Source organism: Paraflavitalea devenefica (genome assembly GCF_011759375.1).
GTDB classification, from domain to species: domain Bacteria; phylum Bacteroidota; class Bacteroidia; order Chitinophagales; family Chitinophagaceae; genus Paraflavitalea; species Paraflavitalea devenefica.
In genome coordinates this window covers 594,130-610,188 of the sequence record NZ_JAARML010000003.1, presented here as the reverse complement: position 1 = coordinate 610,188, position 16,059 = coordinate 594,130, and the positions used below count along the sequence as shown (strand labels likewise).

Below are 16,059 nucleotides of genomic sequence, written 5' to 3'. Positions count from 1 at the left end.
GCAAAGGGGATTGGCTACCAGCTAACTGCTAATAGCCAATGCCTTAATTATTCAAACTTCAGATCGAGACCCAAACCTCTCAGCTCATGCACCAACACGTTGAAGGATTCAGGGATACCGGCTCTTGGAATGTTATCACCTTTCACGATGGCCTCATAGGTCTTCGCACGGCCGATGATATCATCCGATTTCAGCGTCAGTAACTCCTGCAGGATGTTGGATGCACCGTATGCTTCCAGTGCCCACACCTCCATCTCACCAAAACGCTGACCACCGAACTGCGCCTTACCACCCAACGGCTGTTGAGTAATTAAGCTGTATGGTCCGATAGAACGGGCGTGCATCTTATCATCCACCATGTGGTGCAGTTTGATCATGTAGATCACACCCACGGTTGCCTTCTGGTGGAAGCGCTCGCCTGTTTCACCGTCAAACAAATAGGTGTGACCAAAGCTTGGCAGGTTGGCCTTATCAATATGCTGCGCTATTTCTTCTACGGTAGCACCATCAAAGATCGGTGTAGCGAACTTCACACCCAGTTTCTGACCAGCCCAACCAAGAACAGTTTCATAGATCTGTCCGAGGTTCATACGGCTTGGTACACCCAAGGGATTCAGTACGATATCTACCGGTTCACCATCATGCAGGAATGGCATATCCTCTGCACGAACGATCTTGGCAACGATACCCTTGTTACCGTGGCGACCGGCCATTTTATCACCCACTTTCAGCTTACGCTTAACAGCGAGGTATACTTTAGCCAGTTTCAATACACCGGCAGGCAACTCATCACCAATAGAGATGTTGAATTTCTCCCTCTTATAGCGACCGAGTTCTTCGTTGTACTTGATGTTATAGTTGTGCAGCAGGATGTTGATGTTGTCATCGATGGCAGCATCACCAGTCCAACCCAGCGGGTTCACGTTCTGATAGTCAATGGAAGACAGGTTCTTCGGATTGAACTTAGCGCCCTTACCGATCTGCACTTCACCGAAGTTGTTGTTTACACCGGCAGAAGGTTTGTCCTTCAGCAGGGTTTGCAGCTTGCTCAGCAGCAACTCCTTCAGCTCTTCTACGTTCTTTTCGTGAACCTTTTCCAGTTTTTCCAGGGCTGCCTTCTCACGGATCTTGGCGTTCTTATCTTTCTTGGCGCGCTGGAACAGTTTTTTACCGATCACCACACCTTCCACACCGTTGGGTGCTTTCAGCGAAGCATCCTTGGCATCACCTGCCTTATCACCGAAGATGGCCCTTAACAGCTTCTCTTCAGGAGTAGGATCGCTTTCACCTTTAGGTGTGATCTTACCGATCAGGATATCACCTTCCTTGATAGCAGCACCCAGGCGGATGATACCATTTTCATCGAGGTCTTTGGTAGCCTCTTCAGAAACGTTGGGGATATCTGGTGTCAGTTCTTCTTCACCCAGCTTGGTGTCGCGCACTTCCAGTTCATATTCGGAAATATGGATAGAAGTGAACAGGTCTTCGCGGGCTACTTTTTCATTGATAACGATGGCATCCTCGAAGTTGTAACCTTTCCAGGGCATGAATGCCACGCGGAGGTTACGACCCAGGGCCAGTTCACCAGCCTGTACAGCGTAGCCTTCAGTAAGGAAGTCGCCTTTTTTCATACGCTGGCCTTTCTTAACAGCCGGCTTATGGTTAATACAGGTTTCCTGGTTCGTTTTAATGAACTTGGTCAGTTTATATATTCTCAGATCGTCTTCGAAGCTCACCAGGCGGTCACCTTCTGTACGATCGTAACGAACATGAATTTCACTACCATCTACATACTCTACAACACCTTCACCTTCAGACAGGATCTGAACCCGCGCATCACGGGCAGCCTTACCTTCCAGACCTGTACCCACGATGGGGTTTTCAGGACGGATAAGCGGCACAGCCTGACGTTGCATGTTTGATCCCATCAACGCACGGTTGGCGTCATCATGCTCCAGGAACGGAATCAGCGAAGCACTCAAACCTACAATCTGGTTAGGCGCTACGTCCATGAACTCCACCTCTTCTTTTTCAAGGATCGGGAAGTCACCTGTTTGACGGGAAGCGATCTTCTCTTCTACGAAATGACCTTTCTCGTCCAATGGCGCGCTGGCCTGGGCGATCTTGGCTATATCTTCTTCTTCTGCACTTAAGAATGTCAGTTTCTTCAGGTCTACTTTACCATTGTCCACCTTGTGGTAAGGTGTTTCGATAAAGCCCATCTCGTTGATCTTCGCGTGTACGCACAGCGTAGAGATCAGACCGATGTTCGGACCTTCCGGTGTTTCGATGGTACACAGACGACCGTAGTGGCTATAGTGTACGTCACGAACCTCAAAGCCTGCACGCTCCCGGCTCAAACCACCAGGTCCGAGTGCGGAGATACGACGCTTGTGCGTGATCTCACTCAGCGGGTTGGTTTGGTCAAGGAACTGAGACAACTGAGAAGTACCAAAGAAGGAGTTGATCACAGATGACAATGTACGGGCATTGATCAGGTCAACCGGAGTGAACACCTCATTGTCCCGGACGTTCATACGCTCACGGATGGTACGGGCCATACGGGCCAGACCAACACCGAACTGAGCATATAACTGCTCACCTACGGTACGTACACGACGGTTGCTGAGGTGATCAATATCATCAATTTCCGCTTTACCGTTCGTCAGGCGAACGAGGTACTTGATGATCTCGATGATATCTTCTTTGGTCAGTGTTTTTTGCTCCAGCGGCTGGTTCAGGTTCAGCTTGCGGTTGATCTTGTAACGGCCAACCTCGCCGAGGTCATAACGCTTGTCGCTGAAGAATAACTTGTCGATGATACCGCGGGCGGTTTCATCATCAGGAGCGTCAGCGCCGCGCAACTGGCGATAGATGTGTTGCACCGCTTCCAGCTCACTGTTGGAAGTATCTTTGTTCAATGTGTTGTAGATGATCGCGAAATCACCACCCACATCTTCTTTTTGTACGAATACGCTTTTCGCGTCCATGTCGGCGATCATCTCGATGGCTTCTTCATCCAGCACGGTATCGCGCTCCAGCACCACTTCGTTACGCTCAATGGATACTACCTCACCGGTATCTTCATCCACGAAGTCTTCTACCCAGGTTCTCAATACGCGGGCAGCCAGGCGTTTGCCCAGGTAGCCTTTCAGTGATTTCAGGTCACCGTTCACCTCATCGGCCATACCGAAGAGTTCCAGGATGTCCTTATCAGTTTCGTAACCGATAGAACGCAACAGGGTTGTTACCGGGAATTTCTTTTTACGGTCGATGTAGGCATACATCACGTTATTGATATCTGTGGCAAACTCCATCCAGGCGCCCTTGAAGGGGATCACACGGGCAGAGTAGATCTTGGTACCATTGGGGTGAATGGATTGACCGAAGAATACACCGGGTGAACGGTGTAACTGCGATACAACCACCCGCTCAGCACCATTGATCACGAAAGTACCACGAGGAGTCATGTAAGGAATGTTCCCTAAGAACACATCCTGTACAATAGTTTGGAAATCAACGTGTTCCTCGTCATTACAGCTTAAGCGCAGTTTCGCTTTCAGCGGAACAGCATAAGTCAATCCACGCTCCATACACTCTTCGATGGTATAGCGGGGCGGGTCAATGAAGTAATCCAGGAACTCCAGCACGAAGATGTTACGCGTGTCGGTGATGGGGAAGTTCTCCTTGAACACCTTGAATAACCCTTCGATGTTACGCTTGTCCGGAGTAGTCTCTAACTGGAAAAATTCTTTGAATGATTGAATCTGTACTTCGAGTAGGTCAGGAGCTTCGGCTAAATTTTTGATCTTACCAAAGTTGATCCTGCTTTGCAATTTTGTTGAAGACATATTGATTAAAACCGGTTTTTTAGTTGTTCGAACGTTCAAAAAATCATCAAAAATCGTCTATACACAAAAAAATCACAGGAGAACAATTAAGTTCTCTGTGTCATGAAAATGAAGTAGTTATGTAAATTTGGCCATGTAATAACGTACCCCAGCTAATTAGCATTGTGAAAAATGGACGGCAAAGGTAATGAAAAAACCTCAATATTTCACAAAATTTGTTCCAAAAGCGGGCGTAAGCACATTTTGGATTCAGAATTCCGAATTTAAGACGGCCGCGCCAAATAGACAAGTAAATAAACGTTTTTCCGGCGCATTGGTTCACTTACGTCGTGCCCCTGACTACCAGCTTGGCCGGTAACTGCACCTTGTTCTTCCTGACCGTCTTGTTCTTGCCCAGTTGAGACATGAGCAGATTAATAGCCGTTTTGGCGATCTCCTCTACCGGCTGTTCAATGATCGTGATCCCCGGCGGGAAGAGTCTGAACACATCATGATCATCAAAACTCATCATGGCCACGTCCTTTGGCATGCTCATATCCAGTTGCTGCAGACTTTCTATGCCCAGCAGTCCCAGGTAATTGGTAGCAAAGAACAGGGCATCGAGGTGGGGGTTACTTTTAATGAAAGCGGAGATCTGGCTCAGGGCATCCGCCTTCGATATCTTATAGCCGAGGGAAAGAATATACTTTTTATTAACCGGCAGGTTGGCGGTCTTCAAGCTCTCGATATAAGCCTGCAGGCGGTCTTTGATCTGGATCAGTTGCAGGTCGACCGTAATGAAGCCAATCTTCTTATATCCCCGGCTGATCAGGTGTTTCATCCCCTTTACAACACCCCCGAAATTATCTACCAGCACATGGGGTACATCCATATCGGGGAAATAACTATCCAGCAATACCACCGGTTTCTTATGTTCAATCAGCTCTTCCACATCCTGTTCCATGCCTAATGCCGGGGTAATGATATATCCGTCTACCTGCTGCTGCGATAACATCCGGATGAGCTCCTGCCCTTTCTTGCCATCATTTTCTGTAGCGCAATACACCACTTTATAGCCATATTGTTCTGCCTCTTCCTCAATCACCTTCGCCAGCGCTGCAAAGAAATTACCCGAAATGCTCTCTACTACCAATCCCAGCATCTGTGATTTACCCGTTCTTAACCGTACCGCCACCTGGTTGGGGTGGTATCCCTCCCGTTTGGCAATGGTCACGATCTTTTTGGCCAGGTCATCACTGATCCGCATTTCCCGGGCCTTCCCATTCAATACAAAGGATACGGTAGACGGAGATGCTCCGGTCAGTTTGGCGATATCTTTCAGCGATACACGTTTCATAATGTTGGCAGTAGTTTAAGGGGTGCGATGCCTGTTGCTGCTGGAATCCAGACATTCCCGGGCAAACTTGTAAAACGTAACTTGGCAAGAATCCGTAGTCTTCAAATTTAAGGCATCCGGCCCAACAGCGGAAACTTTTCATGAAAATTGGCGCTTGATCACTGCTGAAATTCAACCTAAAACAATGTTTTGGGGTATTCAGGCACCATAGCTTTGGCAAAGTGGGCGGGGAGTTGTAGTGGAATGCTCTAAGGGTTGCCTGGGAATGGTCAGGGAATGGTCTAAGAGTGCTCTGGAACAGTACTGTGTATAGAGCTATCCCAGTGCTATCTTAGTACTACCTCTGAGCATTCCCCTAGCCTTCCACTACAACGACTCACCCATTCCACCAGCTTAAATGAGGATGCCACACCAAACCAATTACTCATCGGTCCAATGTGGCATCCTGTTATAAAGGCCGGTTACCGGACTACTTCTTCTTTGGCTTCTCCCCCATCACAAACACCAGCTTACCGCCATCGTTAATATCGCTGTGGGTAAGGTACAGGCGGTTCAGCGGCTGCCCGTTCAGCAGCATCTTTTGTACAAATACATTCTTATCGCCCTGGTTCTGTGCCTCAATGGTAAAGGTTTTACCATTTTCCAGTTGAATGGTGGCACCATCCACCGCCGGACTGCCAATAGCATATTGGTCAGATCCCGGCGCTACGGGATAAAAGCCCAGTGCGGTAAAAATATACCAGGCGCTCATCTGCCCGCAATCATCATTACCGCCCAGTCCATCAGGCGTGGGCTTAAACTGCTTTTTCAGGATCATGCGCACGCGCTCCTGCGTTTTCCAGGGCTGGTCGGTCCAGTTGTATAAATAAGGTACGTGGTGGGAAGGCTCATTACCATGTACATAATTACCGATAATGCCATCACGGGTAATATCCTCTGTTTCTGCAAAATACTTATCGGGCAGGTGCATGGTAAACAGGGAATCGAGGTGCGCCACAAAACGTTTCTTGCCGCCCATCATCTCAATCATTTGTGCCGGTTCATGCGGTACATACAGACTGTAATTCCAGGCATTGCCTTCAATGAAGCCCTGGTTGTGGGTGCTCAATACATCAAAAGCCGCGCGGAAACTGCCATCGCTCAGGCGGGGACGCATGTAGCCGATAGAAGCATCATACACATTTTTGAAGTACTGCGACCGCTTACTGAACTCATCATAGATATCCATACGGCCCAGCTTTTTAGCCATTTGGGCAATGGCCCAGTCGTCATAGGCATATTCCAGTGTTTTTGACACAGAAGAGCCGTTCTTGTCTTCCGGCACATACCCCATGCTCATGTAATAACTGAGGCCATCATAAGTACCATGACGCGCTGTTGCAACACAGGCATCCAGGGCCTTATTGGCATCAAACGGCGCATTTCCTTTGATCACTGCATCGGCAATAAGCGATACGCTGTGGTAACCGATCATGCACCAGTTCTCATTGGCATAATGGCTCCACACCGGCAGCATGTGTTGGGCACTCTGGTCATAATGCGCCAGCATAGATTTGATCATATCTGCATTACGTGCAGGTTGCACCAGGTTGAAAAAAGGATGCAGGGCTCGGTAAGTGTCCCACAGGGAGAAAATGGTATAGTTGGTAAATCCATCTGCCTTGTGCACATTCTGGTCGAGCCCGCGATAAGAACCATCCACATCCATATAGGTAATGGGCGTCAGGAAGGCATGGTACATGGAAGTATAAAAATTCTCCTTATCGTCTTTGTTCTTTGACTGGATGGTGATCTTCGCCAGTTCTTTATTCCAGGCATTTTGCGCCTGTTGCTTTACCTGGTCGAAATCCCAGCCCGGCGCTTCGGTACGCAGGTTCTGTAAGGCGCCTGCTGTACTTACAGGAGACAAGGCAAACTTGATCTTGATCTTCTCGCCGGCCGTAGTCTTGAAATCAAAATAAGCCCTTAACTGCTTGCCCGCCATTTCGGGGAAGTTCTTCGTTTGGTCAAACTTACGCCAGAACCCCTGGTACACCTGGCGTTTGGAGAAGTTCTTATTGCCATACTGATAGAAAGGCTTGGAGAAGCTCATGGCAAAATAAACAGTCCTTGTTCTTCCCCAACCATTGGTTTGGCGATAGCCGGTAATGAGGGTATCATTCTCCACCCGCAGGAAGGTCCACACATTCTTGTCCTCATAATTATAAATACCATACATCAGGTCGAGGATGATGTGGGCATTGTCTGATTTAGGGAAAGTGTACTGGTGAAAACCTACGCGGTTGGTAGCCGTCAGCTCAGCCAGGATATCATGGTCATCCAGCTTTACTTTATAATAGCCGGCTTCTGCCACTTCATTGCTGTGGGAAAACCTTGAACGGAATCCCGTTTCGGGAGCATCGGCCGTACCGGGATTCATTTGCAGCTCACCTACTGTGGGCATGATCAGGAAATCACCGAGGTCGGAGTGGCCGGTACCGCTAAAGTGGGTATGGCTAAATCCTACGATCGTTTTGTCTTCATACTGATAGCCAGCACAATATTTATATACATCACCATTGTACTTTCCATTCATTTCATAGGGGATGGTATCTGTATCCGGGCTCAGTTGCACCATGCCAAAAGGCACGGTAGCGCCGGGATACGTGTGCCCCATCCGCTGGGTACCGATAATTGGTTTTACATAAGGGACAAGGTTTTCAGTAGTTGTTTGCGCGGCACACCATACCGGTATACTTAACAAACCACTCAGCAATAGATTTCTCATTCTTTCTTTAGGTTTAAAAACTTTCAATTGGTATTCCTGCAGTGGTTCGTGAAGACACGAACCATGGGAAAAACTTTCAAGGGATGACTCCGGCGGCTGTCTCCACCCGCCGGAATTGTATTTCGTTTAAACAGATCAGATCACAGGGTTCTTCGCATATTCTCCCCACAGTTCATCCAGTGTTTTGCCGGTCAGCTCCTGCCAGATCTCCGGCTTGTAGGTCTTTGTACGCATGGCATTGTCGAGCTTATTCACCAGCTTCTTATTGAAGTTCTTTTCTGCCCATACCAGGAAGCGGGCAGTGATCCTATAGCTATTGGTATAATGATGGGCTTGATCATATTTAGGCAATGACCATTTGCCGGCCTCATTGTTTACACCAAATACATAGCGCACGTAATCGGCAATACCTTCCGTAAGCCATCCTGGTCCGGCGCCATGTGGATAGGATTGTACAATATGCATGGACTCATGCGTTACCACATCCAGGTCTTCCGGGTGGCTGGCCATCCATTTGGGGTTCACCCGCACAACACCGCCACCGGCAGCAGCCACACCATCATAACCGGGATCGATAATGAAGGTCACCATCTTCATCGTTTTCTTATTAAAGCGCTTTGCTTCTTTGGGATACACTTTGAAGTAAGTGTCAATCATCCGTTGTTTTGTAACCGTGCTAAACCCGGAATCTTTATTGATAAAAAGAATGGTATACCCTTTCTTTTTGATGGAATCTTTGGAAATAATGCCTTCCGTATCGATGTGGTTCCAGTCGCGCTGGGCAAAGGAAGCTACGGAAATACTACATAATACAAGGAACAGGGGTGCTTTCATGGGTGTTATTTATTTGCTGGTTGAATATGAATAAGGGAATGCATCGGGCGTAGTACCTCTTGTTTTATTGGGTGTGCTGCCCATGTTAAAGTCGAGGGTACCGCCTTTGAAGAGATCAAAATGATCTACCCAGTTTTTGGTGTACACCACGCCATTGCGTTTTACCTGCTGTACATATTTGTTGGCATCGCTGCTGGCCGGCGCATTGATCACCAGTTTCTTTCCATTATCCAGTGTCAGCGTCATCTTCTTAAATAAGGGTGTACCCAATACATACTGGGTAGTACCCGGACATACCGGGTAGAAGCCCATGGCAGAGAAAACATACCAGGCAGAGGTCTGTCCGTTGTCTTCATCACCGCAATAACCATCCGGTGTGGCCTTGTATAATTGCTCCATTACACGACGCACCCAATACTGTGTTTTCCAGGGTTCACCGGCATAGTTATACAGGTAGATCATGTGTTGAATGGGCTGGTTGCCATGCGCATATTGCCCCATATTCATGATCTGCATTTCGCGGATCTCGTGGATAACGCCGCCATAGTAGCTTTCGTCAAATACGGGAGGCATAGAGAATACAGAGTCCAGCATGCCTACAAACATCTTATCGCCACCCATCAGCTTCTTCAGGCCTTCAATATCATGGAATACGCTCCAGCTATAGTGCCAGCTATTGCCTTCGGTGAAGGCATCACCCCATTTGAAAGGATTAAATGGAGACTGGAACTTACCATCCTGGTTCTTGCCACGCATCAGCTTTGTTTCAGGATCAAACAGGTTGCGGAAGTTCTGGCTGCGTTTGGCATACAGGTCCAGCTCTTCTTTAGGGCGGCCCAGTGCTTTACCGAGTTGATAGATGGTAAAGTCATCATAAGCATACTCCAGCGTACGGGCAGCATTTTCATTGATCTTTACATCATAAGGTACATAGCCCAGCTCATTGTAATACTTCACGCCTGCACGGCCTACTGCAGTCATCGGCCCCTCATTGTTGGCGCCATGCAGCAATGCTTCATACAGCTTATTGATATCATAACCGCGCAGTCCTTTAATATAGGCATCGGCCACTACAGAAGCAGAGTTATTGCCCACCATTACACTCCTGAAGCCGGGGCTGCTCCACTCCGGTAAAAAGCCACCCTCTTTATAATCATTGAGGAGCCCTTCCTGCATTTCCTTGTTTATGGCAGGGAACATGAAGTTGAGGAAAGGATATAGGGCACGGAAAGTATCCCAGAAGCCGGTACCGGCAAACATATAACCCGGTAATACCTGCCCATTATAGGGACTGTAGTGAATGATTTTTCCGGCAGCATCGAGTTCATAATGTTTTTGGGGGAACTGCAGCATGCGGTACAGGCAGGAATAGAAGGTCCTTGTCTGGTCAATGGAACCACCTTCTACCAGGATGCGGTTCAGTTGTTTGTTCCAGGCAGCTTTGGCCTTATTCTTTGTAACGTCAAATGCATCGGTGCCTACTTCCCGTTTCAGGGAAATATCGGCCTGTTCGTAGCTGATGAAAGAAGAAGCCACCCGCAGGCTTACCTTCTCCCCTCTTGTTGTCTTAAACCCGATCACAGCGCCTGCATGTCTTGTTGCTGATTCTGTGCCTCCTTTTACCAGGACACTATCTTTCCAGGTGTAAGTAACCGTGAAAGGCTTATCAATATAGATAACAAAGTAGTTCTTGAAATTGGCGGGTACGCCACCGCTGTTGCGGGTGGTATAGCCAATGATCTTCCTTTCTTCGGGGATGACCTTCACATAAGAACCTTTATCGAAGGCATCAATGGTAATGAAAGAACTATCATTTTGTGGGAAGGTAAAACGGAATTGGGCGGCCCTTTCTGTGGGGGCGATCTCCGTGGTAATATCCCAATCGGCCAGGTATACGCTGTAGTAATAGGGCTTGGCGGTCTCGGCCTTGTGGGAGAACCAGCTTGCCCGGTCGTCCTGTTTGAACTTGGCGCCGCCGGTAATGGGCATGATGGCAAACTGGCCATAGTCATTCATCCAAGGGGAAGGCTGGTGGGTTTGCTTAAAGCCACGGATCTTATCGGAGCTATAGGTATAAGCCCATCCGTTGCCCATATTGCCTGTTTGAGGCATCCAGAAGTTCATGCCCCAGGGTACTGCAATAGCCGGATAGGTATTACCATTGGAGAGACTTCCTTTGGAGTCGGTCCCCATCAGGGGGTTAATCCATTCAACGGGGTCAGCAACGGAAGTTACCACCTGGCCAATTGTACTGTTGATACAAGCCAGTGCAACAACGAATTGAATAAGTTTTTTCATGTTTGAAATTATATAGAAATACTGTTTAGGATGAATGCACGCCAAAACACCTCCTAAATTACTGGGCTAAACCGATTTTGCAAAATAATTATGTAGGTGGGGCCTTAAAAAAGAATACCCGGGCCCCTAGGGGAGGGTCCGGGTATTAGATAATACGTAGCCTTAACCAATGGTACGGATCAGCTTTTTTATAATCTGCTATTTAGTATAGCCGTCATTTTGGTCTAGGTTGGGGTTCAGTGCTCTTTGCTGCTGAGGGATCGGATATAATTTCCTGAATGCTTCAGTAGGCTGGTGATCCCACCAGGTGGCCGTGGTGAACTTGTTCCAACGGATGAGGTCCTGGCGGCGGTAACCTTCGAAAATGAACTCACGCCCCCTTTCTGCCAACAATTCATCCATGGTCAGGGTCGTCGTTGTATAGGCAAATGTCGGCCAGTCAGCATCGGTAAATGCACGTTTCCTGCTTGAGTTGATCAAATCAACCGCCTCCTGGGTAGCTACCCCATTGTTTTTGCGCATGATCGCTTCTGCCTTTGCAAAAACAATCATCGTAAGACGGTAAATATGCCAATCGGTGTTATTGTAATTAGGATTAGCAACTGGTATACCGGCAGGTCCTGCAACTTGGTTACCAAGCTTGTACTTGTTAAAGCGTACGCCGCTATTTTCTTCGCCTGTACTCATGTTGGAAGGTAACAAGTTGGGGTCAGTCCCATTTTGTGCAGCCTCTGAGTTTCTCCTGATATTATCAACGAATACCAGTGGTTTTTTATCATACTCATTACCAGTTCCACCAACAACAGGCTTAGTAGGATCAGTAAAATAAAACTGGGGACCTTCCAGCAACCAACCCCTTTTTCTTAAATCCTTGTCGTCATAATTAGTCCACACACCTGGGATCAATACCATACCGTCGTTTCCATTGCGGGAACCACCATATATATCTTTCTGGTTGAAATGGTAGAACTCACCAGTCCAGCTTGGCTGAAAGGAAGCACCGGAGAAGTTGTAGGCAATAGAGAAGATCGCTTCTTTGGATTTATCATTCTCAGGCTTGAAAGCGTCGAAAATGTTAGGATCCAGCGCCATTGCACCATTCTGACCACCAGCTTCACCATTGATTAGCTTGTTGGCAGCAGCAATACACTCATCCCATTTCGGTTTGCCAATCCAGGCGTCTGCATTCAGGTACAGTTCTACCAGCATAGCATAAGCACCAGCTTGGCTCATACGGCCAATCATATCTGCAGAATGCTTGGGTGCCTTGTTAATATTGTCCAGGATTTCCTTTTCAATAAAATTAAATACTTCTTCTCTTGAAGCAGTTGGCGGCTGCGCAGGTTCTCCGATCTTGGTTACGATGGGAACAGCTCCCCATAGATCGGTAATACGCAGGTAGTGATAAGCCCTTAAAAGTTTTAGTTCGGCAATAAAAGCATCTTTTTCTTCCTGTGTAATACCCATGCTGGCAATATCACGCTTCTCCAGGTTCTCAATAGGGTCAGTACACAAACCAAGTCCCCACCACATCAACTGCCAGGCCCTGTTCAGATCACTTTCGTCATTTGGCCAGGTATGGTAGTGAAGCCTTTTCCATTTACCACCATCTTCACCGTGGCGCCCTTTGGTTGGCCAGGCTATCTGATCAGCAGGCATTTCACTAAACCGGTACCAACTTGGTTGGCCTGAAGGTGTAGTCCATGCATTGGCGTGCGTGTAAGGCCTCAATACGGCTGACAGTACCTCGTTCTTATTATTATAAAAATTGTCAGTCAGCATCTGGTCGTAGATATTTTCGTCCAGTTTTGTGCAACCGCTACCTGCCGCCAATAAGAGCGACAAGGCTGTATATTGAATAAGTTTTTTTGCCATTTTCATCTGAAAATAATTTTGAATTATGTCAGGTCAGTAAACCAAATACTTTTTAGAATCCTACACTAAGACCAATCAAAACAGAAGATGTGCTTGGATAAGGTCCGCGGCTATCAATACCGCCACCAAGGCCGGTATCATTTACAAAGTCAGGATCATTACCTGTATATCCTGTGATGGTAGCCAGATTCTGACCAGTAGCGTATACTCTCAAATTTCTCAGGTATTTGGTCTTCAATTTGAAATTATAGCCGAGCGTTACCTCATCCAGTTTAACAAAGTCGCCAGACTCTATATAATAATCAGAGTACATGTATGCACTGGGCGAAGTGCCTGCATTTACTTCAGCATACTTAGTAAAGGAGCTTCTTAACAGGTTGGTCTTTGAGGTAATGTTACCATAAGAAAGTCCCATTGTATTCAGGATCTTATGACCAAATTTTCCTCTTAAGTAGAATCTGAAGTCAAAGTTTTTGTATTGGAAACTGTTTGTCATGGAGAGATAAAACTTTGGAATGGAATTACCTGCAACAGTGAGATCGGTTGTGCTCTTATCAAATGAGTTATTGATATCTTTATTCAGCACTTTTTCTCCTTTCCTATTGTAGAAAAGCCATTCTCCATTAGGTTGAAAACCGGCAAAACGTTTAGCCCAGAACTCACCAAGATCACCTCCCTCATAGGTTCTGATAGCATTTCCCAAAGCACCAAAACCTCCAATGCCGCCATATTCACGATAAGGAAGCTTGTATATTTCGTTGGAAAGTTTATCCAGCTTGTTTTTGGTGGTATTACCCGTAAAGTCGAGACTCCAGGTGAAGTTCTTTGTTCTTACCGGAATCGCATTGATGGTCAATTCAATACCTTTTGCTGAAATAGTACCAACGTTGGTGTAGATGCTCTCTCTTACAAAAGGAGGCTGTGGAGAGGTATAGGTCTCCAACAAATCTTCCGTTTCGCGTTTGTATACTTCAATTGAACCATTTAAACGGCTGTCCAGCAAAGCAAAGTCAACACCAATGTTCAATTCGTTCTTTTTTTCCCAACGTAAATTAGGATTCGGATTCCTGTTCGGGCCATAGGTTTCGCGGTACACGCCATCAGGATACCTGTAAATTCCGCCACCGCCCAATGTAACGAGTGAAGAATAGTTGCCAATACCCTGGTTACCGGTAATGCCATAACCGACACGCAGTTTCAGGTTATTGATCACATCGATATTCTTCATGAAATTCTCCCTGCTGATATTCCAGGCAAGTGAGGCGGCAGGGAAATTCCCCCACTTGTTGTTGGCACCAAAACGGGAAGAGCCTTCACGACGCAGTATAAATTGCATCATGTATTTTTCCTGGTAGGCGTAGTTTACTCTACCAAAGAACGCGATCAGGGTATTATCACCTTTGTAGCTGCTGACACCTTTACCAATATTGTTCAGGGTGCTTCCGGCATTGAGGTTATTTTCCCTGAAGAGATCATTTACAAAACCGTAGTTGCTGGCGCTAAAACCTTCATATACGGAATAGCGGTAGCTGTAACCGGCAATGGCGCCAATATTATGGTCATTTTTAATGGTCCTGGTGTACTCAATGGTAGGCTCCAGGGCATAGTCAATATTCAGTGTAGTAGCCCGGCGTGCATAACCGCCATTTTTCTGGAGGTCATTCTCTTTGGAGAATTCAGAAGCCAATTCTCGGTACTCACCATCTATATAACTGTCGCGTTGTACTGAGGCAAAAACTGCCCCTTTCAATCCTTTCAGTATTTCCAGGGTAGCACTTCCGCTGGCTGCAGTAGTTTGCTGCTGCCTTTTATTGGTTTCCTGGTGTAATCTCGCTACCTGATTAGTACTCGTTCCTTCAAATAACCAAGTTCCGTCGACATCATAATGAGACAAAGTTGGGTTCTTAGTCAACTGGTCTTCCCAGCCACCACCACCCAACAGGTTGGCATTGTTGAAGTTTGTAGCCAGGTTCAACTGTACAGTTAAACGGTTATCCAAGCCTTTTTGGTTGAAACTTAACCTTCCTCCATACTCCTTACGACCATTCTCCAAAGCAAAACCTTGCAGATCTCTGTAGAAAACACTGGCACGGTAGTTACTATTGACAGTACCTCCGGAGATACCCAGCGTATGGTATTGAGTAGTATTGGTTTTATTGATTAAAGCCTCAAAAAAGTCAGTTGTTGCACCATAATCGGTATAGCCTTTCAGTTGACCGGATTGCATAGCAGCCCTGAACTCTTCAGGAGTGAAGAAGTCAGGTCTTTTATACAGGTACTCTCTTCTTACGTAGGTGGAATAATCATAACGCGCAGGGCCTGCCTTACCTTTTTTGGTAGTGATCAAAATAACCCCACCATTGCCCTGCGTACCATAAATAGCAGCAGCAGAACCATCTTTCAATACATCGATGGATTCAACGTCATCCTGCTGCAGAAGATCAAGGTTACCGCCGGGAATACCATCAATGACGATCAAAGGAGACTGATCACCAGTCAGAGAAACTACGCCACGAAGCTGAACAGTAACACCAGAGTTAGGGTTAGAGCTGCTTCTTCTTACGTTAAGACCAGCTACTTTACCCTGGATCAGATCAAGGGCATTGCGCGCGCCGCTCTGCCTGAAATCTTCAGCACTAACGTGGTCTACAGCCGTAGTTACCAGTCTTCTCTTCTGTGTACCATAACCCACAACCACTACGTTATCGAGTGATTTGCCACTGGGAGTCAGCATAGCATCAACTGATCCTGAAGAGCCAATAGCTACTTCCTGCTCGCCATGACCAACGAAAGAAAAAACTAACATTGTAGCACCTGAAGGAACGGTGATTTTGTAAGTACCGTCGATGCCTGTTTGTGTGGAGGTAGTGGAGCCTTTTACTGTTACAGTAACTCCGGCTAAAGGTTGCTTGTCTGTTGCATCAGTTACCTTACCGGTAATCGTTCTCGTTTGAGAGAAGGCGGTGACGGATAGGAATAGCAGTGCCATTAGGCAAAGCATACCCGTCCGCACGAGGCTGGAACGTCGCTTTTCCATACGCAAGTGTTTTGTTTGGGTTTATTGTTTGTATTAAAAGTCTTCGTTTAGCAATTATTTA

General features: G+C 46.9%; 7 protein-coding genes. All 7 read right to left on the bottom strand.

Annotated features, from left to right (window positions below; translation table 11 throughout):
* Positions 1-47 precede the first annotated feature (47 nt).
* Positions 48-3,851 (bottom strand): DNA-directed RNA polymerase subunit beta, encoded by a 3,804-nt coding sequence (gene rpoB / locus HB364_RS20825; RefSeq protein WP_167290248.1) that lies wholly within the window; start codon positions 3,849-3,851, stop codon positions 48-50.
* 322 nt (positions 3,852-4,173) lie between these two features.
* Positions 4,174-5,187 (bottom strand): LacI family DNA-binding transcriptional regulator, encoded by a 1,014-nt coding sequence (locus HB364_RS20820; RefSeq protein WP_167290247.1) that lies wholly within the window; start codon positions 5,185-5,187, stop codon positions 4,174-4,176.
* 469 nt (positions 5,188-5,656) lie between these two features.
* Positions 5,657-7,954 (bottom strand): GH92 family glycosyl hydrolase, encoded by a 2,298-nt coding sequence (locus HB364_RS20815; protein WP_167290246.1) that lies wholly within the window; start codon positions 7,952-7,954, stop codon positions 5,657-5,659.
* A gap of 135 nt (positions 7,955-8,089) precedes the next feature.
* On the bottom strand, positions 8,090-8,788 hold the full coding sequence (locus HB364_RS20810) for a basic secretory protein-like protein (RefSeq protein WP_167290245.1): 699 nt from the start codon (positions 8,786-8,788) through the stop codon (positions 8,090-8,092).
* A gap of 9 nt (positions 8,789-8,797) precedes the next feature.
* Positions 8,798-11,086, bottom strand: a complete 2,289-nt coding sequence (locus HB364_RS20805; protein ID WP_167290244.1) for a GH92 family glycosyl hydrolase — start codon at positions 11,084-11,086, stop codon at positions 8,798-8,800.
* A 198-nt stretch (positions 11,087-11,284) separates the two neighbouring features.
* On the bottom strand, positions 11,285-12,961 hold the full coding sequence (locus HB364_RS20800) for a RagB/SusD family nutrient uptake outer membrane protein (RefSeq protein ID WP_246228558.1): 1,677 nt from the start codon (positions 12,959-12,961) through the stop codon (positions 11,285-11,287).
* Between the two features lie 52 nt (positions 12,962-13,013).
* On the bottom strand, positions 13,014-15,998 hold the full coding sequence (locus HB364_RS20795) for a SusC/RagA family TonB-linked outer membrane protein (protein ID WP_167290242.1): 2,985 nt from the start codon (positions 15,996-15,998) through the stop codon (positions 13,014-13,016).
* Positions 15,999-16,059: the final 61 nt, after the last annotated feature.